At 70.3% G+C, this 22,623-nt stretch carries 20 protein-coding genes and 1 tRNA gene; 14 read left to right on the forward strand and 7 right to left on the reverse strand.

Annotated features, from left to right (window positions below; all coding sequences use genetic code 11):
- Positions 1–210 (forward strand): hypothetical protein, encoded by a 210-nt coding sequence (locus ABZU76_RS10735; RefSeq protein WP_220244739.1) that lies wholly within the window; start codon positions 1–3, stop codon positions 208–210.
- Here the strand turns inward: ABZU76_RS10735 and ABZU76_RS10740 are convergent.
- The gene (locus tag ABZU76_RS10740; RefSeq protein WP_354867307.1) at positions 198–1,469 is read right to left on the reverse strand and encodes a cytochrome P450; all 1,272 of its coding nucleotides are present in this window, start codon (positions 1,467–1,469) and stop codon (positions 198–200) included. The genes ABZU76_RS10735 and ABZU76_RS10740 overlap by 13 nt on opposite strands.
- A gap of 48 nt (positions 1,470–1,517) precedes the next feature.
- On the opposite strand from ABZU76_RS10740, the gene ABZU76_RS10745 reads away from it, so the two are divergent.
- Both ABZU76_RS10745 and ABZU76_RS10750 read left to right on the forward strand, forming a co-directional pair.
- A complete protein-coding gene (locus ABZU76_RS10745; RefSeq protein ID WP_354867310.1) occupies positions 1,518–2,255 on the forward strand; it encodes an alpha/beta hydrolase in 738 nt (245 codons plus the stop codon).
- A gap of 21 nt (positions 2,256–2,276) precedes the next feature.
- Positions 2,277–3,098 (forward strand): acyl-CoA thioesterase II, encoded by an 822-nt coding sequence (locus tag ABZU76_RS10750; protein WP_220244742.1) that lies wholly within the window; start codon positions 2,277–2,279, stop codon positions 3,096–3,098.
- On the opposite strand, the gene ABZU76_RS10755 is transcribed toward ABZU76_RS10750, so the two are convergent.
- On the reverse strand, positions 3,067–3,618 hold the full coding sequence (locus ABZU76_RS10755; RefSeq protein WP_354867312.1) for a hypothetical protein: 552 nt from the start codon (positions 3,616–3,618) through the stop codon (positions 3,067–3,069). The genes ABZU76_RS10750 and ABZU76_RS10755 overlap by 32 nt on opposite strands.
- A 129-nt stretch (positions 3,619–3,747) precedes the next feature.
- Here ABZU76_RS10755 and ABZU76_RS10760 point away from each other — a divergent pair, with 129 nt between their 5' ends.
- On the forward strand, positions 3,748–4,023 hold the full coding sequence (locus ABZU76_RS10760; RefSeq protein ID WP_354867314.1) for a hypothetical protein: 276 nt from the start codon (positions 3,748–3,750) through the stop codon (positions 4,021–4,023).
- A 154-nt stretch (positions 4,024–4,177) separates the two neighbouring features.
- On the opposite strand, the gene ABZU76_RS10765 is transcribed toward ABZU76_RS10760, so the two are convergent.
- The 4 genes from ABZU76_RS10765 to ABZU76_RS10780 form a co-directional block, all read right to left on the reverse strand.
- The gene (locus tag ABZU76_RS10765; protein ID WP_354867316.1) at positions 4,178–4,813 is read right to left on the reverse strand and encodes a response regulator transcription factor; all 636 of its coding nucleotides are present in this window, start codon (positions 4,811–4,813) and stop codon (positions 4,178–4,180) included.
- Positions 4,810–6,396 (reverse strand): GAF domain-containing protein, encoded by a 1,587-nt coding sequence (locus ABZU76_RS10770; protein WP_354867318.1) that lies wholly within the window; start codon positions 6,394–6,396, stop codon positions 4,810–4,812. The genes ABZU76_RS10765 and ABZU76_RS10770 overlap by 4 nt, the downstream gene beginning before the upstream one ends.
- Positions 6,397–6,535: 139 nt before the next feature.
- Positions 6,536–7,462, reverse strand: coding sequence for a polysaccharide deacetylase (locus ABZU76_RS10775; protein ID WP_354867320.1), 927 nt, complete (start codon positions 7,460–7,462; stop codon positions 6,536–6,538).
- Positions 7,463–7,507: 45 nt separating this feature from the next.
- The gene (locus ABZU76_RS10780; RefSeq protein ID WP_354867323.1) at positions 7,508–9,805 is read right to left on the reverse strand and encodes a penicillin acylase family protein; all 2,298 of its coding nucleotides are present in this window, start codon (positions 9,803–9,805) and stop codon (positions 7,508–7,510) included.
- A gap of 289 nt (positions 9,806–10,094) precedes the next feature.
- Between ABZU76_RS10780 and ABZU76_RS10785 the strand changes: the two genes are divergently transcribed.
- The 8 genes from ABZU76_RS10785 to ABZU76_RS10820 all read left to right on the forward strand — a co-directional run bounded on the left by ABZU76_RS10785 (position 10,095) and on the right by ABZU76_RS10820 (position 18,476).
- Positions 10,095–10,892 (forward strand): DeoR/GlpR family DNA-binding transcription regulator, encoded by a 798-nt coding sequence (locus ABZU76_RS10785; protein ID WP_354867325.1) that lies wholly within the window; start codon positions 10,095–10,097, stop codon positions 10,890–10,892.
- A gap of 123 nt (positions 10,893–11,015) precedes the next feature.
- Positions 11,016–11,978, forward strand: coding sequence for a cyclase family protein (locus ABZU76_RS10790; protein WP_354867327.1), 963 nt, complete (start codon positions 11,016–11,018; stop codon positions 11,976–11,978).
- A gap of 117 nt (positions 11,979–12,095) precedes the next feature.
- Entirely contained in the window at positions 12,096–13,187 is a 1,092-nt protein-coding gene (locus ABZU76_RS10795) for a hypothetical protein (RefSeq protein ID WP_354867329.1), read from the forward strand.
- A gap of 11 nt (positions 13,188–13,198) precedes the next feature.
- Entirely contained in the window at positions 13,199–14,728 is a 1,530-nt protein-coding gene (locus ABZU76_RS10800) for a sugar ABC transporter ATP-binding protein (protein ID WP_354867331.1), read from the forward strand.
- On the forward strand, positions 14,728–15,807 hold the full coding sequence (locus ABZU76_RS10805; RefSeq protein WP_354867333.1) for an ABC transporter permease: 1,080 nt from the start codon (positions 14,728–14,730) through the stop codon (positions 15,805–15,807). The genes ABZU76_RS10800 and ABZU76_RS10805 overlap by 1 nt, the downstream gene beginning before the upstream one ends.
- A 28-nt stretch (positions 15,808–15,835) precedes the next feature.
- Positions 15,836–16,963, forward strand: coding sequence for a substrate-binding domain-containing protein (locus tag ABZU76_RS10810; protein ID WP_354867336.1), 1,128 nt, complete (start codon positions 15,836–15,838; stop codon positions 16,961–16,963).
- A complete protein-coding gene (locus ABZU76_RS10815) occupies positions 16,960–17,922 on the forward strand; it encodes a cyclase family protein (RefSeq protein WP_354867338.1) in 963 nt (320 codons plus the stop codon). The genes ABZU76_RS10810 and ABZU76_RS10815 overlap by 4 nt, the downstream gene beginning before the upstream one ends.
- A gap of 481 nt (positions 17,923–18,403) precedes the next feature.
- A tRNA-Thr gene (locus ABZU76_RS10820) sits at positions 18,404–18,476 on the forward strand.
- 47 nt (positions 18,477–18,523) lie between these two features.
- Here the strand turns inward: ABZU76_RS10820 and ABZU76_RS10825 are convergent.
- The gene (locus ABZU76_RS10825) at positions 18,524–19,051 is read right to left on the reverse strand and encodes an NlpC/P60 family protein (protein ID WP_354867340.1); all 528 of its coding nucleotides are present in this window, start codon (positions 19,049–19,051) and stop codon (positions 18,524–18,526) included.
- A 514-nt stretch (positions 19,052–19,565) separates the two neighbouring features.
- Here ABZU76_RS10825 and ABZU76_RS10830 point away from each other — a divergent pair.
- Both ABZU76_RS10830 and ABZU76_RS10835 read left to right on the forward strand, forming a co-directional pair.
- The gene (locus ABZU76_RS10830) at positions 19,566–21,071 is read left to right on the forward strand and encodes a threonine/serine exporter family protein (protein WP_354867342.1); all 1,506 of its coding nucleotides are present in this window, start codon (positions 19,566–19,568) and stop codon (positions 21,069–21,071) included.
- A gap of 83 nt (positions 21,072–21,154) precedes the next feature.
- Positions 21,155–22,597: a trehalose-6-phosphate synthase gene (locus ABZU76_RS10835; RefSeq protein WP_354867344.1), complete on the forward strand. Its 1,443-nt coding sequence runs from the start codon at positions 21,155–21,157 to the stop codon at positions 22,595–22,597.
- Positions 22,598–22,623 lie beyond the last annotated feature (26 nt).

The following is a 22,623-nucleotide window of genomic DNA, read 5'->3' on the forward strand; positions in this document are numbered from 1 at the left end:
ATGGGACTTCGGTGGCTTCCCCGCACGCGGGGCACGGCTTGGGCGTACCTCGTGATCGGTTTGGTGATGCTGGGTCTGCTGATCGTGGAGCTGTCCACGGGGTTCGCCGGGGATTCCCTGGTGCAGTACGGAATCCTGGCGTTCATCTTCCTCGGGTTCACCTCGACCGGCGTCGCCAAGCTCGTCTTGACGCGCGGTCATCCCCACTGAATGGGGAGGCTCTTGAGGCCGTTCTGGAAGTTCGACCGCAGCCGCCGCGGTTCGCCCGCGCGACGGACTTCGCCGAGCTGCTCCAGGACGGCCTCGAAGAGCGCCCGCATCTGCACGCGCGCCAGGTGCGAGCCGAGGCAGAAGTGCGAGCCGTGGCCGAACGTCAGGTGCTCGCTCGGCGCGCGCGAAACGTCGAACGCGTCGGGGTCGGCGAACACGGTCTCGTCGCGGTTGGCCGAGGAGAACCAGACCACGACCTTGTCGCCGGCCTTGATGTCCACATCGGACAACCGGGTGTCCTCGGTGGCCGTGCGACGGAAGTGCATGACGGGCGTCCACCAGCGCAGCATCTCCTCGACGGCGCCCGGCAGCAGCGAGCGGTCGTCGAGGAGCTTGCGGTACTGCTCCGGGTGTTGCAGAAGTGCGGCGAGCCCGCCGGGCAAGCCGTTTCGCAGGGTTTCGTTGCCCGCCACGGAAAACAGCCAGAACAGGTTCTCGAACTCCGCGATCGAGACGCGGCCGCCCTCGTCGTCTACGTGCAGCATGAGGTTGCTCATCACGTCGTCGCCGGGGTGGCTGCGTTTGTACTCGCCGAGGGCGTTGGCGTATGCGTAGAGGTCCGGCATCCCGGCGCGCGTGCGCGGATCGGGCATCGAGCCGTCCGGCCCCGGTTCGGGCCGCACGGCGAGGGCGGCACGGGCGAGGTCCGTGACGTCTTCCGGCCGGACGGTGGCGCTCACCGCGTATTCGGCGTCCTGGAAGCCGATCACGCGGTTGCTCCAGTCGAACATCAGCCGCCGGTCCTGCTCGGGTACGCCGAACACCTCGGCCAGCGTGAGCAGCGGCAGGTCGGCGGCCACGTCCTTGGCGAAATCGCACTCGCCGCGGTCCGCGACGGCCGCGACCAGGTCGTGGGCCCAGCCCTCGATGCGCTCGGTGAGCCGGCCGATCGCGCGCGGCGTGAACGCCTTGGTCAGCAGCCCGCGCAGCCGGCCGTGCTCGGGTGGGTCCATGTTCAGCATCATGCGCCGCACGTAGCCGAGGTCCTCGGGCGTCGCGGGGTCGCGGATCTGCGTACCACCGAGCTGCGACGAGAACGTGGCGGGGTTGCGCAGCACGTGGCGCACATCGGAGTGGCGCAGCACGGCCCAGAAATCGCCGACGCGCGTCACCGGCGTCTCGCGCCGCAGCTTCGCGAGCACGTCGTAAGGCACGCCCTCGACGTAGGTGTCCGGGTTGGCGATCAGGGCACTCGACACGGTCTGGACCCTAGCCCCGGAACCCCTGCCTGGGGAAAGATCCGATTGGTGGAAACGCTGAAGCTGCGCACCGATGGGTCCGGCGAGCCCGCCGTGCTGCTGCTCCACGGCCTGGGCGCGACCGGCGCGGTGTGGGACGGGCTGGCCGAGCTGCTGGACCGGCGCGTGCTCGCGCCCGACCTGCCCGGTCACGGTGGTTCGGCGCCGTTGCCGGCTTACTCGTTCCCGGCGATGGCGGGCGCGGTGGCCACCGGGTTGGGTGACGCCGGGCCGGTGGTCGTCGTGGGTCATTCCCTGGGTGGTGTGGTGGCCCTGGAGCTGGCTTCCGGGCGGCACGGTCTGGACGTCGCCGGGGTGCTGGCGCTGGGCGTCAAGGTGGAGTGGAGCGCCGAGGACCTGGAACGCGCCGCCGCAATGGCCAAGCGTCCGCCGCGGTTGTTCGCCTCGCGGGAAGACGCCGAGGTCGCGTATCTGAAGGTCGCCGGGCTCACCGGCCTGGCGCCCGCCGATCCCGGTGGCGTGGTGGAGACCGCCGACGGCTGGCGCCTGGCGTTGGACTCCGCCGCGTTCGGCGTGGGCGCGCCGGACATGCCGCGGTTCCTGGCCGAGGCGACGTGCCCCGTCGTGCTCACCGCCGGCGCCGACGACCCGATGTCACGCCCCGAGCAGCTGCGCGCGCTGGCTGCCGACTCCGTCACATTGGCGGGGCTCGGGCACAACGCCCACGTGGAGAAACCCGCCGCACTGCTGCCGTTGTTGACGCAGCTCACGAGGCGTGCGGAGTGAGCGGTCGCTTAGGATGACGGAGTGATCACCGACCCCGTGCACCCCGGCATCGACCAGCTCCTCAAGCTGGAACCGCTCGAGCGCAACCTCTTCCGCGGCACCAGCCACGAGGGTTCGCCGCAACGAGCGTTCGGCGGGCAGGTGGCGGCGCAGGCGCTCACGGCGGCGGGCGCGACCGTGCCCGAGGACCGGCACGTGCACTCGCTGCACGGCTACTTCATCCGCGGCGGCCGCACGGACCTGCCGATCGTCTACGAGGTGGAGCGCACGCGCGACGGCGGCTCGTTCACCACCCGGCGCGTGGCGGCGATCCAGAACGGCGAGACGATCTTCAGCCTCTCGGCGTCGTTCCAGAAACCGGCCGGCAGCAGCGAACACCAGGCCCGCATGCCCGAGGTCCCGGCGCCCGACGACGTCGAGGTCCGCGACGAGGACGAGCTGCCGATCATGCTGTCGGTGATCGAGGCGCGGTTCATCAGCGACCCGGCGGCGGGGCTGCCGGACGTCGGCAGCGGGCCGCGCCAGCGCATCTGGGTGCGCGCGAAGGGCCGGCTGCCGGACAACCCGCTGGCGCACGTGTGCGCGCTCACCTACATCTCCGACATCCGCCTCGCGGGTACGGCGGCGCTGCCCCATCGCGACGAGCCGGGCCGCGCGCAGCTGACCTCACTCGACCACGCCGTGTGGTTCCACCGCCCGTTCCGCGCCGACGAGTGGCTGCTGTTCGACATGGAGAGCCGCAGCTTCACCAACGAGCGCGGCCTCACCCACGGCGAGTTCTACACCACCGACGGCCGGCTGGTGGCCTCCGTCACGCAGGAAGTCCTGCTTCGGCGGCGGTGAGCTCACCGTCCTTGATGGACACTCCATTGAGGACCTTCGTGAGCGCCAGCATCTCGAGCACCGCGAGCAGCGTGTTGACCACGGCCAGCACCAGGTACACGCCGGCCTGCAGCGAGAGCGTGAACGGGTGCAGCCCCGACGCGCCCGCCAGCAGCACGAAGTGACACACCGCGACGAGGACCAGCGACACGGCGGAGAGCACGCCCAGCACGAACAGCAGCCCCCGCAGTACGCGCGTACGACGCCAGCGCAGGCGGCCGGTCTTCACGAGGTCGGGCGTGCTGACCATCACGAGGCCGCAGCCGTAGCCGCAGAAGCCGCCCAGCACGCCGCCGCCGGCGACCAGCGCCGTGGTGGTGTGGTACGACACGGGCACGCGGTACGCGGCCAGGATCGCGGCAACGCAGACCAGCAGGCCGAGCGGCAGGTGCGGCCACCCGAACCAGGGCAGCCTCCGCTCCATGCGGACGATCGTCGGCAGGTCGACATCACGGTACGACCCGGAGTCAAGCAGGGGCATCTCGCCATTCCTGTTCTTCCGGTGATCGGCGCAGCCTAGGCCAGCGCGCGCCCGGCCGCAAAAACGCGGGTCAGGCGCTCGTCCACGGTGGACGGTTTTTTGTCGGTGGTCGTCGCTAGGGTTCGGCGTATGAGTTCCGAGGAAAACTCCACTCTCGAAAACGCCGCTTGGGGGAACGCTGTGGGGAACACGATGGGCAACGCCGTGGACGAGGTTGCCGCCGAAGATCTGACGCAAGGCCAGTGGTTCTGGCACGTCCCCGTCCCTGGGCTCACGGGCTGGCCCCTGCAGGTCGCCACCGCCGAACTCCTGGACGACGCCGTGCGCATCATCACCACCGACGAGGTCCGGGAACTCGTGTCCTACGCCCGCGACCGCCGCGTCCGCCTGGCCGTCGCTTCCTGACACCCGACGGCCGGAAAGCTTTCGTTGCCACGGGTTTCCGGGCCGCACGTGGTGATTCGACGGATGTCGGTCCAGCACGATTCGATTCAGCAAGATCAATGGCAACGCCCCGGCCCTTCACGGTTCGAGCCGGTCCCTTCGGGCCGGCCCGCCGTCAATCCAGCAAATGCAGGTCCGAAGCCAGCCGCACCAGTTCAGCTCGGCGGTGGACGTCGTGGCGGCGCAGCATGGACGCGATGTGGTACTTCACCGTGTGCGGGCTGATGTGCAGGTGGTCGCCGATCTCGTGGTTGTTCTCGCCCCGGCTGATGCCGCGGACGATGTCCAGTTCGCGGCCGCTGAAGGCCGGCGCGCCGGCCTCGCCGCGGGCGCGGCGGTGGAGGAGTTCGCTGGCGATGCGCGGTTCGAACCAGCTCCCCCGGGTGGTGATTTCCCGCAGGATGCCCGGCACGCGCCCGACCGACGTCTCCTTCAGCAGGTAGCCCGCGGCGCCCGCCTCGATGGCCTTGGCGAGGAGTTCGCCGTTGCCGTAGGCGCTGAACATGACCACCGACAGCGCCGGGTACCGGCCGGTGAACGTGCGGCACAGGTCGATGCCGTTGCCGCCGTCGCGTTCGCCGATGCGGAGGTCGAGGATGGCGACGGCGGGCTGGACCTGTTCCACCAGCACCTCGCCGTCGGTCACGGTGGTGGCGCCGCCGAGGAATTCGAGGTCGGGTTCGCGTTCGGCCATGGCGCGCAGGCCGTCGTGGATGACCTCGTGGTCGTCGACGACGCAGAACCGGATCACGACGGCACCGGCCAGACCGGGATCGTCGCCTCGACCACGGTGCCGCGGCCCGGTGCCGGGTGCACGGCGAGCGAACCGCCGAACGACTCGACGGCCGAGCGCATCGCGCGCATCCCGAAGTGGCCGGCCGCGGAGCTGCGGGCGGCGGCGTCGAACGTGCCGTTGTCCGTGACCTGCAGGCTCACCACGCGCGAAACCGCCGTCACCACCCGAACCGCGAGCCGATCACAACCCGAGTGCTGCTCGGCGTTCGCCACGGCCTCCTGGCCCACCCGCACCAACGCCTCGGCCACCTCCCGGGCCACGTCCACGTCGTCGCCCTCGAGCTCCAGGCTGCGTGGCACGCCGCGGTCGGGCAGGCCGTCGATCCGTTCCAGCACCTCCGAAGCCTGCATCACGCCCGCGCCGCTCCCGACGACCAGGGTGCCCAGCTCGCCCCGCAACCGCGCCAGGCAAGCCTCGGCCGCGTGCGCGATCGCCGCCAGCCGCGTAGCCGTCTCCGGGTCCATCGCCGCGAAGCCCGCCTGCTCGGCCTCGAACCCGATCGTCACCAGCCCTCGCACCACGGAATCGTGCAGGTCGTACGCCACGCGCTCACGCACCAACCGCTCGACGGCCTCGGCCCGGTGCCCTTCGCTGAGCCGCCGCCGCAACCCGAGCGAAGCGTGCCCCGCGAACTCCTCCAGCAGGTCCTCGTCGACAGATGTGAACGCGCGCATCCGCCGGTCGCCGACGTACAGCACCGCCGCGATCTCCCGGCCCACCAGCACCGGAACCGCCATCGCCGAGATGATCCCCTCGTCACGCGTCTCGCTCACGGGCGCGGCCTGCAGCCGCACGTCGGCCGCGTAGTTGGCCGACCGGATGGGTTTGCCCAGCTCCCGCGCCAGCCCGCCGAGTCCCTGGCCGAGCTGCACGCGCAGGCTGCGGAACGCCGGCGTCCGGATCCCCAGCACCTGGTCGAACACGAACGTCCCCGGCCCGCCGTCGGGCACAGCGAGGTACGCGACCTCGGACCGCAGCAGATCCCGCGCCGACGTCAGCACCGCCGACATCACCGCGGGCACGTTCGGGCCGTCCACCGCGGCCTCCGCCACCAGCCGCGCCGCACCTCGCAGCGAGCGGTTCAACTGCACCGCACCCGAACGGCGCGCGTCCCGCAACGCCCGGGCGATCGCCGAGCGGTAGTGCTTGCGCAGCGCGTCGTCCGGCAGCGAAGCCGGGTCGGGCGCCGGCGCGCCGGCGGTCCCGACGATCACCGCGCCCACGCCGTACGCGTCCCGCCACGGCACCACCACACACGCACCGAGCCGCACCTCATGGCGCCGCAGCTTCGACCGGATCTCCAGCTCGACCAACGACGCCGGCTCGTGCCGCGGCAGCTCCTGGTTGACGACCACGGGCTCGTTGGGCAGGAACCAGTCGGCGGTGCCCGACAGCACGACGTGCGGCGGACCACTGCGCCGGGCCTCGTAGACGACCAGCGCGACGTCGGCGGCGAGCAGCTCACGGATCTCGTCGAGGATCGGGCGCAAGGCGGCGTCGATCGCCTGCAGGCCACCACCGTCGACGAGGTAGTCCACGAACGCTCGTCCTCTCTGCTCGCCCGCCAGCGTCCCACACCCGCCGGGGCCAGTCACGGCTCCGACCGTGCCGAAACGGCCCGGACCGGCGCGTTTCACCGGCCCGGGCCGTCTCGACGACCCTGGTTCAGCAGGTGGCTCAGCCCTGGCGGGCCCAGCTCGAGTCCGCCGGCGGGGGCTCCACGCCACGGACGTCCGGCAGCGCCATCAGCCGCTCGTCCTCCTCGTCGTCCACCCACGCGCGGGCGATCTCGTCGCACGTGGCGAACCAGACGCCGTCGTGGGAGACGATGTGCTCCACGAGCTTCTCGTACCAGAGCATGTTGTGCGCCTGGCCGATGATCTGCGGGTGCACGCACGACGCGAACACGGGGTTGGGCACGCGCTCGTAGGCGTAGTCGAAGATGTCGCGCCAGCGGCGGAAGATCGTCTCCGTGTCCTGCATGCCGGTCGACACGCCGGTGTAGGCGAGCGGCGGGAAGTCGTCGAGGTACCAGTTGACCGGGATCTCGATCACGGAGCTGGCCTTGCCCGCGACGTTGCCCTTCTCCCAGTTGATCTGCCAGCGCTGCGGGTGATACGGCACGAGGTCGCGCGCCATCAGGCTGGTGTCGTAGTGGAAGCCGGACTCCTCGATGATGTCGAGCGTGTTCTCGCTGTAGTCCCAGTACGGCGAGCGGTAGCCCGTCGGCCGGATGCCGAGCACGTTCTTGTACGTGGCGAACGCGAGGTCCACCAGCCGGCGCTCGGTGTCGCGCTCGATACCCGGCGGGATCTCGTGGTAGTAGCCGTGGTGGCCGAACTCGTGGCCCGCCTCCAGCACCGCCTTGCACTGCTCGGGGAAGGTGTCCACGGAGTGGCCCGGCGTGAACCACGTCGTGGTGATGTCGAAGCGCTTGTACAGCTCCAAAAGCCGTGGCACGCCGACCTCGGCGCCGAACTGGCCGCGCGACATGAACGACGGGCTGGGCCGGTTGAACCCGCCGAGCCACAGCGACTGCGCGTCGAAGTCGGTGCCGAGGTTCACGGCGATCTTCTTGCCGGGCGGGAGTTGCAGGTGACCCATGGGTCCTCCTCTTGTGTCGGGCTTCTTGTGTTCGAAAGCAGGTGTTCAGGCGGGCGGGTTCAGCTCGATGACGGTTTCGGCTTCCGCGTCGATTCGTTCGCGGCTGTAGAGCAGTGGGAACGCCTCACCCCGCGTCCACGGTGCGAACAGGTCGGTCAGGTGCGGGTCGTCGAGCCGGCCGGACTGGCCCGGCGCGTTCATGGCGAGCGAGGAGTCCCACTCGCCGACGTCGACCACGATCCGGAACGTCGCGCCGGCCGACTGGACGAAATTCGGGCCGTACGCGGTGTTTCCGACAGTGTCGCCGCTGCCACCACGCGGAAGCGGTTCCGTCACGAGCTGCTCTGCGGGCAGGTTTCCCAGCAGGGCCTTCAACGGGTGCTGAGCGCGAGCCACGTGCAGCCGGCCCCACGCCCACGCACCGCGGTCGGCGCCGAGGAGTCCTTCGACCTCGGTCACCGCGGCGGGCAGGGTCTTCGCGACGATCTCGGCGAATGCCTCGGAGTTCTCGACCAGTTCGATGTCGATGCGCGCGTCGGCCAGGAGGTCCTCGGCGGGTGAGATGCGCGTGGCCGTCGCGTCGGCCTGGTCCCCGACCAGCGGTTCCAGGGCCTGGGCCAGCAGTTCGGGTCGCAGGTGGCGGCGGTACCAGATTTCGAACAGTGCGGCGGCCGCGCTGTCGGGGGCGAGCACGGCGTCCCAGTCGGTGAGCAGGTCCAGCCCGTCGATGGCCGCGCTCAGTTCCCGCAGCTTCGTGACGATCCGGCGTGCGGGGATGGAGAGGAAGTCGTTTTGCAGGTCGACCATGCTGTGTGGGGTGGCGTCGGTGGTCTGCGCGAGGACCTCGTCGATGCGGTGTTTGCGGTAGGGCGCGTACCAGTCGTAGGTGATGTGGCGGTCGGGCGGGTAGTCGGCGGGCAGGTTCATTTCGTTGGCGGTGGCGAGGAATCCGGCGTCCGGGTCGAGGGTGCCGGGCAGTTGGTCGGTGTCGTAGAAGCCGGCCCATTCGTAGCGGCCGTCGCCGGGCACTGGCAGTGTGCCGTCCCAGTTGGGCCGGATCGGGGTGAGCCCGCCGGTCTGCCAGGCGATGCGACCCGACGGGTCGGCGTAGACCTGGTTCTCCGGCGGGGCGCCCCAGCGGTTCATCGCGGCCGAGAACTCGTCCCAGTCCCCGGCGCGCATGTAGTCCATGCTGCCGAGGTAGGGCGCCATGCCGGCCTCGAGCCAGGCCGCGCGCACCGCGAACGCGGTGTGTTTGTCCGGGTCCTGGTAGACGACCGGGCCGTGGCGGGTGAACAGCAGCTCGGCCTCCACCGGGTCGCCGTCGCGCACGGCGATGGTCTCGGTGCTGCGCCGCATCGGTTCCCAGCGGCCGTTGTAGCGGTAGCTGGCCGGGTCGGCGGGATCGGTGTCGTAGACGTAGAGGTCTTCCTGGTCGATCGCGAAGATGGTGAGGCCGAACGCGATGCGGCCGTTGTGGCCGATGGAGATGCCGGGCAGCGCGGGCTCGCCGCCGCCGATCACGTTGAAGCCCGGCGCGTTGAGGTGCGCGATGTAGCGCAGGCCGGGCAACGCGGCGGCCGCGCGGTGCGGGTCGTTGGCCAGCAGCGGCCGGCCCGAGCGCGTGCGCGAACCGGCGAGGACCCAGTTGTTGCTGCCCTCCGGCAACACGTCGCCCTGCGGGTCGTCGGGCGCGGGCGGCGCGAACACGGGTGCGGTCGTCGCGAGGTCATAGACGCGCAGCACGTCGTCGGGGATCGCGTGCAGGTCGAGCCCGTCCGGGACCTCGACGGGCCGCCACGGTTCGCGCCGCCTTCGCAGCTCCTCGGCGTCCGCGGGCAGGTCGCGCAGGGTGCGCGCGCGGGCGACCTCCTCGCGGACGTTGTAGAACAGGCCGTGGCTGCGGATGCGCGCCACGTCTTCGGGCGCCCACCGTGCCGGCTCGTAGCCGAGCTCGCGGAACTCGGCGGGTAGCAGTTCGGGGTTCCGGCGGGTGAGCTCGACGAAGGCGTTGACGCCCTCGACGAACGCCGTCGTCGCGCGCTTGGTGTCCGAGCCGTACGCGAGCCATTCGCGGTGCATGTCGCCGCGGTAGAGGAACAGCCGCGCCGCGCGGTCCCGCTCGGCGTGCTCGGGCCCGAAGACCTCGGCCAGTCGGCCCAGGCCGCGCCGGCGCCAGAAGTCGATCTGCCACAACCGGTCACGGGCGGCGTTGAAGCCCTGGGCCCGGAACGCGTCGTAGGTGCTCGCCGCGTAGATGTGCGGCACACCCCAGCGGTCGACCACGATCTCCGCCGGCGCCGTCAGCCCAGGCAGCGTGTGGGAGGTTCGATCAGGTGCCACCACGGTTTCTCCCGTCTCGTCATCGAGGTCGCTGCAGTCAAGCAGCCGGGGCGGTCGCCGCGTCGGCAGAAGTTCGCGGCCGGGCGGGCGGTGGCCGACTGCCCGTTCGGCTAGTGAGCGGCCACAGCGCGAAGTCGCGGAGCCGCACCGGCGGTGGGCCCGACGTTGATGGTTGCTCCTGGGCGGCGTTCGCGGCTAATGTTCGATTATTGACATTGACTAACATCACACCCAGGGTCGACGGGCGCGTGCCACGATCGCGCGCGGGGCGCCGGTCCGGAGGAGCGCCATGCCCCCTGAGCCCGCCCAGGAGAGGCGCAGCCGCCTCGTCGAACGCATGGAGGAGCAGGGTTTCTGCACGATCGCCGAGCTTTCGGAGGCACTCGGCGTCTCGGAGATGACCGTCCGGCGCGACGTCCGCCTGCTCGTCCGCGAGGGCCGAATGCGCAGCGTGCACGGCGGTGTCACCACACTGCCCGCGAGCGCGATCGGCGGCACCGACTTCCAAGCCCGATCCGGGCGCCACAGAGCGGCGAAAAGAGCGATCGCGCGCCGGGCGATCGAACTGCTGCCCCACGGCGGCGCGGTCGCCTTCGACGCCGGCACCACCACCAACGAGGTCGCGAACCTGCTCCCGCCGACGCTGCGGCTGCAGGTCGTCACGGCGTCGTTGCCGATCATCAACACCTTGCCGGGCAAGGAGAACCTCGACGTGATCAGCCTCGGGGGCACCCTGCACCTGAGCTCGCAGTCGTTCGCCGGACCCATGACGATCGCCGCCATCGGCGAACTGCGGGTGCGCACCCTGCTGCTCGCCGCGTCAGGCCTCACCGCCGAGGGCGTGTACTGCGGCAACCACTTCGACGCCCTGTCGAAGCGCGCGCTCGTCGACGCCGCCGACGAAGTGATCCTGGTAGCCGACTCGAGCAAGTTCGCCCTCTCGGCGATGGTGCGGGCCTGTTCCCTCGACGACGTCGACGTGCTCGTGACCGACGCCGGGCTGTCCGAAATGCACCAGAAAGTGTTGGCCGAGCACCACGTGCAGGTCATCACGGTGCCCGTCGACGAGGACCACGCCCTCACCTGACCTCGGGTTGGTACTTTCCTGTCACACCGATGTTAGTTTATTGACATCACTGCCCCGGCCACTTATGTTCGCTGCACAGCACCAGCGCGAGCCCGACAGTAACGTCAAGGAGCGTGGTCCGTCGTGAGCGATCAGCCGGTGAAACAGCTTTCCGAGATCCTGTCCGGGGCCCCGACGAACTGGGGCCGGTGGGGCGCGGACGACGAGATCGGGGCCCTGAACCTGTTGGGCCCCAAGGAAGTTCTCGCGGCCGCGGCCTGTCTGCGGCAGGGCCGGGTGTTCACCCTCCAAACCCGCATGTGCGACCCGGCGGGCGACCCGTTCGCACCGCACCGGCAGCGGCCGGTGCGGGTCAACGTCCAAGATCAAGGCACCTGGCGCGGCGGCCTGGCGCCGGACATCCCCGGCGGCGGCCGGTTCGCCGACGACTACCTCACCACCCACGTGCAGGGCTCCACCAACTACGACGCGCTCGGCCACGTCTGGTACGACGACCGGCTCTTCAACGGCTACGACGCCGACTCCACCATCGGCGGCCTCGTCCACGACAGCATCCTGCCGATCGCCGAGCACGGCGTCGTCGGCCGCGGAGTGCTCATCGACCTCGCCCGCCATCGCGGTAAGCGCTATCTCGACAGCGGCGAAACCTACACCCACCACGACCTCGAGGCCGCGGCCGAACGGCAGGGCGTCGAACTGCGCAAGCGCGACATCCTGCTGGTCCGGACCGGTCGCACGGTCTTCTTCCGCGAGACGCCCACCGCCGAGTTCCACCAGAGCTGGCCCGAACCGGGACTCGTCTACTCACCCGGGCTCGCCGAGTGGTTCCACGAGCGGGAGATTCCGAACATCGGCTCCGACACCATCGGAGTCGAGACCTCCCTCGATCCCGAAACCGGGGCGAAACTGCTGGTGCACAGCGCGCTCATGCGCAACCTCGGTGTGCTGTTCCTCGAGATCTGCGACCTCGAAGACCTCGCCGAAGACTGCGCGGCCGACGGCCAGTGGGACTTCTTCTACGTCGCCGCGCCGCTCAAGATCGTGCACGCCACCGGTGGCCCGGTGAACCCTGTCGCCATCAAGTAAGACCCACCGAAAATCTTTGCGCAGGAACGGTTCCCCGTCCGGGAACCGGCGATCCGCCCTGCGCGCACACCGGAACACGCACACCGGAAGACCAGGAAACGGAGAGGACGGCTCGTGATGAGCGTTGCCCAGGAAACCCGTGACCAGAACGCCGTGTCGGAGCAGGAGATCAGGGCGGCGCAGGAAAGCCTGCGCAAGGTCCGCGCCCGCGGGGTGCGGTGGCTGCTCGACCACGTCGCCGACGACGGCAAGCCCGCCGCGGCCGACATCCGCAACGGCTACTACCGGATGCCGTGGGTCTTCGCGGTCGTCGGCGAGCGCGAGGTCGCGGCCCGCGTGCTGTCGTGGATCGAGCGCAACACCCTGACCGCGCAGGGAGATCTACGCGAGGGCGTGCCGCGCGAGGCGTTCGTGCACCGGTGGGCGACCTACCCGCACTCGCTGCTGGCCCACGGCGCGTGGGCGCTGGAGCGCTACGACACCGCGCTCGCGCTCGTGGACACGGTGCGCACCACCTTCCAGGACCCCGAGACCGGCGGGTCCTACATGGAGCGTCCGGAAGCCCGCACGGGCCGGCAGTTCATCTTCCCCACCGCCCAGATGGGCTTGGCCGCACTCGCGAGTGGACAGTCCGATGTGGCCGACGGCGCGTTCGGCTGGTTCGACCGGCTGTGGGCCGCGCAGCCGGAGCTGCCGGACGTGCTCTACGCCTCCTGGGGGCCGCAGGGCCTGCGCACCGTGGCCGACCACGACGACGAGTTCATCAGCAAGATCGACTTCCGCAAGCCGCGCCAGGCTTTTTACGCCCCGGGCATCAGCGCGGCGTTCCTCACGCGCTACTACATGGTCACGCGCAACGAGCGGGCGAAGGAGATCGCCACCGGCATCTTGAAGCTGTCGGCCAACGGAACCCAGGACCAGTACAACTGGTGGGAATCCATGCAGATCTGCAAGTTCGGCTGGGGCTCGGCGATGGCGGCCGAGATCGACCCCACCGGCGACCACCTCAAGCACGTGGTGCGCATGGCTCGCTGGTACGTCGAGTCGCAGGGCGAGGACGGCAGCTGGGTACCGAGCGGATTCCTCGTGCCCGAGCCCAACGACAGCCACGCCATCGAGAAGACCACCGAGCACACGCTGTGGGTGAGCATGATGCTGGCGACCCTCGCCGGCGCCGCCACGCGGGGCCCCGTGGCCGCCGGCCGCTGACCGGACGCGTCATGACCACATCGGACACTCTGCTCGCCGTGCGCGACCTGTCGAAGACCTTCGGCGGCACCAGGGCGCTTCGCGAGGTCGACCTCGACGTGGGCCGCGGCGAGATCCACGGTCTCGCCGGGCACAACGGATCGGGCAAGTCGACGCTGATCAAGACCCTCGCCGGGTTCCAGGACGCCGATCCCGGCTGCGGCGCCCGTGCGTGGCTCGACGGCGACGAGCTCGACCTCACGTCCTCGACCGGCGGCGCGCGGCACCCGCGGATGCGGTTCGTGCACCAGGACCTCGGCCTGGTGCTGCAGCTCGACGCCGTGGAGAACCTCGCACTCCGGTCCGGCTTCGCCCGCACGCGGCTGCGGACGATCCGGTGGGACCGGCAGGAGGCCGAGGCGCGCGAGCTGATCGCGCGCCTCGGGATCGAGCTCGACGTGCGGGCCCCGCTGTCCGAGACGACCCCGATCGAACGGACCGGGGTCGCGATCGCGGCCGCGTTGCAGGGCTGGGAGACCGGCCCGGCCCTGCTGGTGCTCGACGAGCCGACGGCAGTGCTGCCGCCGAACGAGGCGCACCGGCTCTTCGAGATCGTCGAGGAGGTCCGCCGCCAAGGCGCGAGCGTGCTCTACGTGACCCACCGGCTGGACGAGATGTTCGAGATCTGCGACCGGGTCACCGTGTTCCGCGGTGGCCGGCGCGTCGCCACCCGCGACGTCGCGGGGCTCGACCGGCCGGGCCTGGTGGAGCTCATGCTCGGCGACGAGGTGTCCCACGACGTCACCCCCGCCGCCGCACCGGCCCCCGAGGTGCCGGATGTGCTCGAGGTGCGCGGGCTGTCCGGCCGATACCTCACCGGGGCCGCGCTGCGGCTGCGGGCCGGCGAGGTGCTCGGCCTCGCGGGGCTGCCCGGGTCCGGTCGCGACGAGCTGCCCTACGCGCTGGCCGGGGCGCTGCAGTACCCCGTCGCCGGCGAATACCGGACGTCGGACGAGAGCGGGTGGAACCGGCTCGGCCGCGGTGGGGTGCCGAGCTGCTCGCTCGTCCCGGCCGACCGCGGAGCCGAGGGGATCATCGGCGAGTTTTCCGTGCGGGAGAACCTGACGCTGTCGATCGTGCCGCGCATCGCCTCCGCCGGTGTACTCGGACGCCGACGCGAATCCCGCGTGACCGACGACTGGATCGGCCGGCTGCGGGTGAAGTCGGAAAGCCGGGACTCCGCCATCACCACGCTCTCGGGCGGCAACCAGCAGAAGGTGCTCGTGGGGCGCTGCCTCGCGCAGGAACCGGCGATCCTGCTGCTGTGCGAACCGACCGCCGGCGTCGACATCGGCACCCGGCGCGCGCTGTACGCGCTGATCAACGAACGCGTCGCGCAAGGGCTCAGCGTGATCGTGTCGTCGACCGACGTCGGCGACCTGCTCGGCCTGTGCAGCCGCGTGCTGGTCTTCGACCGGGGCGCCGTGGTGGGTGAGCTCGCCGGGACGGCGATCACCGAGAAGGCCCTCGTCCTCGCAATGGAAGGAATCGCCGCCCCGTGATGAGCAGACTGCCGATCACCGAACTGGAAGCGCCGCCGAGCACCGCGGACGGCGCGCTCCCGGCCGCGCCGCACCACGGCCGCGGCGTGGCCCACTACCTGAGCTTCAAGCGGATCGGCGCGGTGTACCTGCTGGTCCTCGCGATCGTGCTGTTCACCGTGAAGCTCGGCGGGGTGTTCTTCGCCGGGGCGACCGTGAAACAGGTCGTGGACAACTACTCGATCACCGCCATGGCCGCGCTCGCGCTCGTGGTGCCGCTTTCGGCGGGGGTGTTCGACCTTTCGTTCGCGTACACGATGTCGCTGACCGGCGTGACCACCGCGTACCTGGTGGTGCACGCGGGAATGGGGCTCGGCGGCGCGATCGTCGTCGCGATGCTCGTGGCGCTCGTGGTGGGCCTGGTCAACGCGTTCGTGGTGGTGGTGCTCAAGATCGACTCACTGATCGGCACGCTCGGCACGGGCTCGCTGATCCAGGCGGCCAACACGTTCATCACCGGTGACTCGCCGATCAATGACGACAAACTCACCGCACCGGGCTACGCGCACATCGCGCAGGCGAGCTGGGCCGGGATCACGATCCCCGTGGTCTACGCGATCGTGCTCGCAGCCGTGATCTGGCACGTCCAGGAGCACACCGTGACCGGCCGCCGGTTGTACGCGACCGGCTTCAACGAGCGCGCCGCGCGGCTCGCCGGCGTGCCGACCTTCCGGCTGCGGTTCCTTTCGCTCGTCGCGGGAGCGCTGATCGCCGGGTTCACCGGCATCGTGCTGGGCTCGTCGGTCGGTTCGGGCGACCCCGCGTCCGGCACGCCGTACCTGCTCCCGGCGTTCGCCGCGGTGTTCCTCGGCGCGACGCAGTTCAAGGAGGGCCGCTTCAACGCGGGCGGCACCGTGCTCGCCGTGGTGCTGCTGGGCACCGGCGACACCGGGCTGGCGCTGGCCGGCGCCGCCACCTGGGCGTCCAACACCTTCACCGGCATCGTGCTGATCGCCGCGCTCGCGGTCACCGGCAAGCAGCGCGGCACGCTGCGCGGCATCAAACGCCGCCTGCGCCGCACCACCGAGCCCGTTTCCTGAGCTTTCCCCGTCGACAAAGGAGTCGTTCATGCTCGGAAAACCCTTGCGCGGCAAGATGTTCGCGCTCATGGCCGCGGCGCTCGCCGTCGCCGGACTGGTCTCGGCCTGCGGCTCGGGCGGCGCCGGCGCGTCGGCCGGCACCAGCGGCGCGAAGGCCGATCTCGCGCAGGCCAAACAGATCCTCGCCGCCGCGTCGCAGCGGCCGACCAAGATCCAGGTCACCGACCCGATCGGCAAACCCGTACCCACGGGCAAGAAGATCGCGTTCGTCAGCTGCGGGCTGCCCGAGTGCGTGCTGCAGGGCGAGGTGATCAAGAAGGCGACGGACCTGCTGGGCTGGTCACTCACCACGATCAACACCAACGGCACCCCGCAGGGCTTCCAGAACGCGTTCGACACGATCCTGCGCCAGAAGGTCGACGGCGTCATCTACAACGCGATCGACAAGTCCGTGATCCGCTCACAGCTCGGTCAGCTGCAGTCGGCGGGTGCGATCACCGGCGCCTGCTGCCAGCTCGACCCGGTGGGCGACGGCATCACCTACGTGATCGACACCCCGGACGACAACTCGCCCAAGGGCAAGATCGACGCCGCCTGGGCCGTGGTCAACGGCGGCGACAGCGCTTCGGTGCTGTACGCGAACATCCCGGACTTCAAGATCCTCAGCTCGATCAAGTCCGGCCTGCAGACCAACCTCAAGACCCTGTGCCCCGGCTGCACGTTCGACTCGATCGACCTGCCGCTGACGTCGCTGGGCAAGGACGCGCCCAACCGCATGGTGTCCTACCTGCGCAGCCACCCGAAGACCAAGTTCGTGGTCCTCGCCGACGACGCGGCCGGCGTCGGTCTGCCCGCGGCGCTGAAGGCCGCGGGCCTCGACGACGTCAAGGTCTTCGGCCAGGCCCCGTACGGCGCTTCGCTGGGCTACCTGAAGAACGGCACCGAGGCCGGGGCGATCCCGTACGACCTCTACGGCGACATGTGGGCGATCGTCGACAGCATGGCCCGCAAGTTCGCCGGCGTCGCGGTACCGACCATCCACCCGCCGATGTGGGTCGTCACCAAGGACAACTACCCCGCCGAGGCCGGCAGCGAGCTGTTCCCGATCGTGGCCGACTACGACAAGCAGTACGCCGCGCTGTGGGGCAAGGCGTGACGGACGAGGTCCCGGCCGTGGCGCACCTGCTCGCGGGTGCGCCACGGAACTGGGGCCGCTGGGGCGAGGACGACGAGGTGGGCACCCTCAACCACCTCGGCCCGGCGGAGGTGCTCGCCGGGCTCGGGACGGTCCGCCAGGGCCGGGTGTTCACGTTGCAGACGCCGATGTTCCACGAGAACGGCGACCCGTCCTCGCCCGCGCGGGCGGCACCGCGGCGGTACATGGTGCAGGACCAGGGTTCCTGGTACGGCCCCGAACCACCGGACCTGCCCGGCGGCGCGCGGTACGCGGACGACGTCGTCGTGAGCCACTTGCAGGGCTCGACGCAGTACGACGCGCTCGGCCACGTCTGGTACGACGACACGCTTTACAACGGCTACGACGCCGCGACCACGATCGGCGGCCTGCGCAAGGCGAGCGTGCTGCCGATCGCGGAACGCGGCGTCGTCGGCCGCGGGGTGCTCGTGGACATGGCCGGGTTCCGCGGCAAACGCCACCTGGACCGCGACGAGACCTTCACCCACGAGGACCTCGCCGCCGCGGCCGCCGCGCAGGGCGTGGAGATCCGGCCGCACGACGTGCTGCTGATCAACACGGGCTGGCTCGAGTTCTTCTACTCCGTGCCACGGGAGGAGTTCTTCGGCGAGTCCTATCAGGAACCAGGATTGGTCTACACCCCTGAGCTTGCCGAGTGGTTCCAGAGCATGGAGATCGCCAACCTCGCCACCGACACGATCGGCAACGAGGTGCTCATCGATCCGCGCAACGGCACCACGTTGCTCGTCCACTGTGCACTGATGCGCAACCTCGGCCTGGTGTTCACCGAGATCTGCGACCTGCGCGCGCTGGTCGCAGACTGCCGCGCCGACGGCCAGTGGGACTTCCTCTACGCGGCGGCACCGCTGAAGGTGGTGGGCGGGACGGGTTCTCCGGTGAACCCGATCGTGGTCAAGTAGGGCAGCGGGCGGGTGCCGCCCGCTGCCATGGACCGGCTCAACCGGCCCCGGCGGCTCGAAAACGTAACCGCGGGGATTGGGGCAAACCGGTTCCGGCAACGGTGCTCGACACGTCCGTACACGTGAACATGGCTGACGGGCATCGTTTTCTACCGGTTCACCGCGCCGCGGGGAATATCCCGGACGCGGTCAAGCAACAGCCGGCTCGCACCATCGCATTGTGGCCCGGCTCACTTCCCGGGCTCGCGGGAAAACGGGAACCTCCGCTTTCGACAACTGCGAGGTACCAGAATCACGTCGGCCTCGGCCGGGTTCGAAAACCCGGCCGAGGCCGACGTGAACAACTGACCTGTGCGCTCGAGGCCCGGGGGACGTGGACCCGCGAGCGCCGCGGCGCGTGGTGACCGGACCGGGAAGCTCGCTCCCGCGGCCGGAGGCCGGGCACCACACCGATATACTTTCGCGGCCTGGTTCAGGCGCTGCCGGCATAGCTCAGTTGGTAGAGCAACCGCCTTGTAAGCGGTAGGTCAGGGGTTCAAGTCCCCTTGCCGGCTCCTTCCGCCCACAGGTCGCTGATCGATCTCGGGCGGTTCGAGACCCGTCAGACGCGGCGGGCGTTGTGGAACGGCATCGAGGCCAGCGGCGACAGCTTCACCGGAACTCCGGGCCGGCTGGCGTGCAGGACCATGCCGCCGCCGGCGTAGATGCCGACGTGGCTCACGGGCGTGTAGAAGAACACCAGGTCACCGGGCTGCAGTGCGGCCTTGGAGACGGCGACGCCCGCCGTCGACTGCAGCCGCGAGCTGTGCGGCAACGCGACGCCGACCTGCTTGAACGCCCACACGACGAGGCCGGAGCAGTCGTAGGCGTTCGGACCGGCCGCGCCCCAGACGTAGGGCTTGCCCTGCTGGGTCAGCGCGCGGCCGAGCGCAGAGGCGCCAACCCGAGCGCTGGCCGACGCGGAGGCGGCCGGGGCCGCGGTCGCGGCGGACGCGGTGCTCGCGAGGACCGGGCCGGCGGTGGCCGACATCGCGGCGGCGAGCGCGGTCGCCGTCAGGGCGGCGCGGACGAAGCGCCGTTTCCGTGAGGGCGCAGCATCGGATCGAGGTTCGAATCGGTGGAGTGCCATTTCGGGGTAGAGCTCCTTCGGGGGAGGAGAGCGAATCGCAGGTAACTGCGAGAACACGGGCACATTACGAAACGAAATACGAGAATGCATCAAAGAGTGATCAGTGGCACAGATCAACAATTCTTGCTTGCCGGTCGGCGCAAATACTGAGTGGTATCAGTCGCAATTTACCGGCAGTCAAAACCCGCCCCACCAGCGCAGATACACCCGAAATCCGCTCGCGAAATTCACTCAGCGGAATTCCGGGAAGCACATCTTGGAACCGGTTTCACCAGGAATTCCGCACTCACGGCACGCGCCGGCCGGCACACCCGGCGCAAACCAGCTCCAGGCCACCCCGAACCCCCAGCTCAACCGCCGAAAACGAGCGGTCCGGACGACCCTGCGAGACGATCGAGGGCAGACGTGGTGCACACCACTTCCGGATCAGTGCAACGGTCGGGACGTGTCGGCCGATGGTCCCCGGGAACGTCGAGGAGAACGACGCCAGACGGACGAGGAGGTGGGATCGATCATGAAGATCAACGAACGCGCCGACCAGGGGATTCACCGCAGACGATGGCCGATCCTGGAGCCTCCCCGGCCCAGCTCGAACCAGCGGCACCGGCCGAACCTCCTGCGGCGGCGCGCGTGGCACATCCTCGAGGCGCCGACGGCGGAACAGCCGGCCGTCGAAAACGAAGAGGTGCTGGGCCCGCAGCCGCCCGACGACGCGACGGTCAACTTCGTCCTCGACCTGACGCTGCGCATCGGCGAGGTGCAGATGGCCAGCGGCGCCGGTGCGTCCGACGTCACCGCCACGATCCTCGCGCTCACCGCCGCGCTCGGGCTGCCCCACTGCGAGGTCGACGTGATCTTCACGTCGATCACCGTCACGTGCCACCGCGGCACGGACCTGGCGCCCGTCACCGCGTTGCGAGTGGTCCGTTCGCGCAGCCTCGACTACACGCGGCTGACGCAGGCCGAGATCCTCGTGCGCAAGATCGTCCGCGGGAACATGGGCGCCGAGGAAGCGCACACGGAGCTGGAGCGCATCACGGCCGCGCCGCACCCGTACCCGCGCTGGGTCGCCACGATCGCGTGGGGCGGGCTGGCCGCGTTCATCACGCTGCTGCTCGGCGGCGGCCCCGACGTGGCCGTGGTGGCGTTCGCGATCTCCTCGGTCGTCGACCGGCTCGGCCGGCTGCTCAACCGCTACCACCTGCCGTTCTTCTTCCAGCAGGTCGTCGGCGGGCTCGTCGCGACGCTGTCGGCGATGGCGATCGTGAGCAGCAACGTCCTCACCACCGACCGCCCGACGCTCGTGGTCGCCGCGGCCGTCACGGTGCTGCTGTCCGGGCTGTCCACCGTCTCGGCGGTGCAGGACGCGATCACCGGCTACAACGTCACGGCCGCCGGCCGCACGATGGAGACCGCGCTGATGTCCGCGGGCCTGATCACCGGCGTGGTGCTGGCGCTGAAGCTCGCCGTGATGCTCGGCCTGCCGAGCACGCCGCTGCCGGAGGTCATCAACTCGACCCCGCAGCAGCTGCCCATCGTGGTCGTCACCGGCGCCGGCGCGGCCGCGTGCTTCGCCCTGGCCTCCTACTCGACACTGCGCGCCCTGCTCGTCGCCGCGGCGGCGGGTGCCATCGGCGCGCTCGTGTACGGCTCGCTGATGCTCACGCAGTTCGACGCGGTGAGCTCGTCGGCCGTCGCGGCCACGCTCGTCGGCTTCTGCGGCGGCCTGCTCGCACGTCGGCTGCTCGTCACCCCCCTCGTCGTGGCCGTGTCCGGTATCACTCCCCTGCTGCCCGGCCTGTCCACCTATCGTGGTCTATACCAATTGGGGGTCGAGCCCGGCGGCAACATCTCGACGCTGATGACCGCCGTCGCCATCGGGCTCGCGCTCGCAGCGGGCGTTGTGCTGGGTGAATACCTCGCGCAACCCGTCCGGATGCGGCTCGGGAGGCTCGAACGCAAGCTCGCCGGACCGCGGATGGCGGGACCGCTGGAGCCGCCGGAGCGGCGTCTGGAGTAAGCGGTTGATCACCGGCCGGTCACCTGGCGCGCGCTAGGGTTTCACTGGGGCCGCGACCCGCGGATGACGAGGGAGCAGCTGTAGTGACTGTCGAGCAGAAAACCGCACCGTCCGCCGATTTCGTCGTGGTGGCCAACCGGCTGCCCGTCGACCTGGAGCGCGCTTCGGACGGCGGCCAGCGCTGGACGGCGAGCCCCGGCGGGCTCGTCTCCGCGCTCGAACCGTTCCTGCGCTCGCGCAAGGGCGCATGGGTCGGCTGGCCCGGCGTCCCCGACGTCGACGTCGAGGAGTTCGACGACGACGGCCTGGTCCTGCACCCCGTCACCCTCACCTCCGCCGAGGTCCGCGACTACTACGAGGGCTTCTCCAACGCCACGCTGTGGCCGCTCTACCACGACGTCGTCGCGCCGCCGGTGTTCGACCGCGCGTGGTGGGACAGCTACGTGAAGGTCAACCGCCGCTTCGCCGAAGCCAGCGCCCAGGTCGCGGCCCAGGGCGCGACCGTGTGGATCCAGGACTACCAGCTGCAGCTCGTGCCCACGATGCTGCGCGAGCTGCGCCCCGACCTGCGCATCGGCTTCTTCCTGCACATCCCGTTCCCGCCCGTCGAGCTGTTCATGCAGCTGCCGTGGCGCGCCGAGATCGTGCGCGGGCTCATCGGCGCCGACCTCATCGGCTTCCACCGCCCCGGCGGCGCGCAGAACTTCCTGTGGCTGGCCCGCCAGCTCGTCGGCCTCGAGCCGACGCGCGGCGCCGTCGGCGTGCGGTCGCGGCCCGGCATGGTGCAGGTCGGCGACCGCACCGTGCGCGTCGGCGCGTTCCCGATCTCGATCGACGCCGCCGGCCTCGACACCCTCGCGCGCAGCAAGGGCGTGATCGAGCGCGCCAAGCAGATCCGCCGCGACCTCGGCAACCCGAAGGCGGTCATGCTCGGCGTCGACCGCCTCGACTACACCAAGGGCATCGACCTGCGGCTGCAGGCGCTGCACGAGCTGCTGCACGAGGAGCGCATGCAGCCCGAGGACGTCGCCTTCGTGCAGCTGGCCACGCCGAGCCGCGAACGCGTGGAGCACTACCAGCGCATGCGCGGCGAGATCGAGCAGATGGTCGGCCGCATCAACGGCGAGTTCGCGCGTGTCGGTCACCCGGTCGTGCACTACCTGCACCAGTCCGTGAACCGCACCGAGCTGGCCGCCTTCTTCTCCGCCGCCGACGTGATGGTGGTAACGCCGCTGCGCGACGGGATGAATCTCGTCTGCAAGGAATACGTCGCCTGCCGCCACGATCTCGGGGGCGCGCTCGTGCTCAGCGAGTTCGCCGGCGCGGCCGCCGAACTGACCAGCGCGTTCCTGGTCAACCCCCATGATCTGGACGGGGTGAAGAACGCGTTGGTGGCTGCTATTACGCTCGACCCCGCCGAGGGCCGACGCAGGATGCGCGCCATGCGTCGACAGGTCCTCACCCACGACGTCGACCGGTGGGCGCGCTCGTTCCTGCAGGCGCTGGGTGCGGAGCCGGTCGACTGACCTCCCCCGTACCGCGCTGGACCTCC

Source organism: Amycolatopsis sp. NPDC005232, from assembly GCF_040607795.1.
GTDB lineage: Bacteria > Actinomycetota > Actinomycetes > Mycobacteriales > Pseudonocardiaceae > Amycolatopsis.

Excerpts from the sequence above, each read along its gene's own strand:
- ABZU76_RS10760 (WP_354867314.1), top strand. The coding sequence starts at position 3,748 with ATGAGTTCCGAGGAAAACTCCACTCTCGAAAACGCCGCTTGGGGGAAC.
- ABZU76_RS10735 (WP_220244739.1), top strand. The coding sequence starts at position 1 with ATGGGACTTCGGTGGCTTCCCCGCACGCGGGGCACGGCTTGGGCGTAC.
- ABZU76_RS10805 (WP_354867333.1), top strand. The coding sequence starts at position 14,728 with ATGAGCAGACTGCCGATCACCGAACTGGAAGCGCCGCCGAGCACCGCG.
- ABZU76_RS10785 (WP_354867325.1), top strand. The coding sequence starts at position 10,095 with ATGCCCCCTGAGCCCGCCCAGGAGAGGCGCAGCCGCCTCGTCGAACGC.
- ABZU76_RS10795 (WP_354867329.1), top strand. The coding sequence starts at position 12,096 with ATGAGCGTTGCCCAGGAAACCCGTGACCAGAACGCCGTGTCGGAGCAG.
- ABZU76_RS10775 (WP_354867320.1), bottom strand. The coding sequence starts at position 7,462 with ATGGGTCACCTGCAACTCCCGCCCGGCAAGAAGATCGCCGTGAACCTC.
- ABZU76_RS10755 (WP_354867312.1), bottom strand. The coding sequence starts at position 3,618 with ATGCCCCTGCTTGACTCCGGGTCGTACCGTGATGTCGACCTGCCGACG.
- ABZU76_RS10810 (WP_354867336.1), top strand. The coding sequence starts at position 15,836 with ATGCTCGGAAAACCCTTGCGCGGCAAGATGTTCGCGCTCATGGCCGCG.
- ABZU76_RS10830 (WP_354867342.1), top strand. The coding sequence starts at position 19,566 with ATGAAGATCAACGAACGCGCCGACCAGGGGATTCACCGCAGACGATGG.
- ABZU76_RS10800 (WP_354867331.1), top strand. The coding sequence starts at position 13,199 with ATGACCACATCGGACACTCTGCTCGCCGTGCGCGACCTGTCGAAGACC.
- ABZU76_RS10825 (WP_354867340.1), bottom strand. The coding sequence starts at position 19,051 with ATGGCACTCCACCGATTCGAACCTCGATCCGATGCTGCGCCCTCACGG.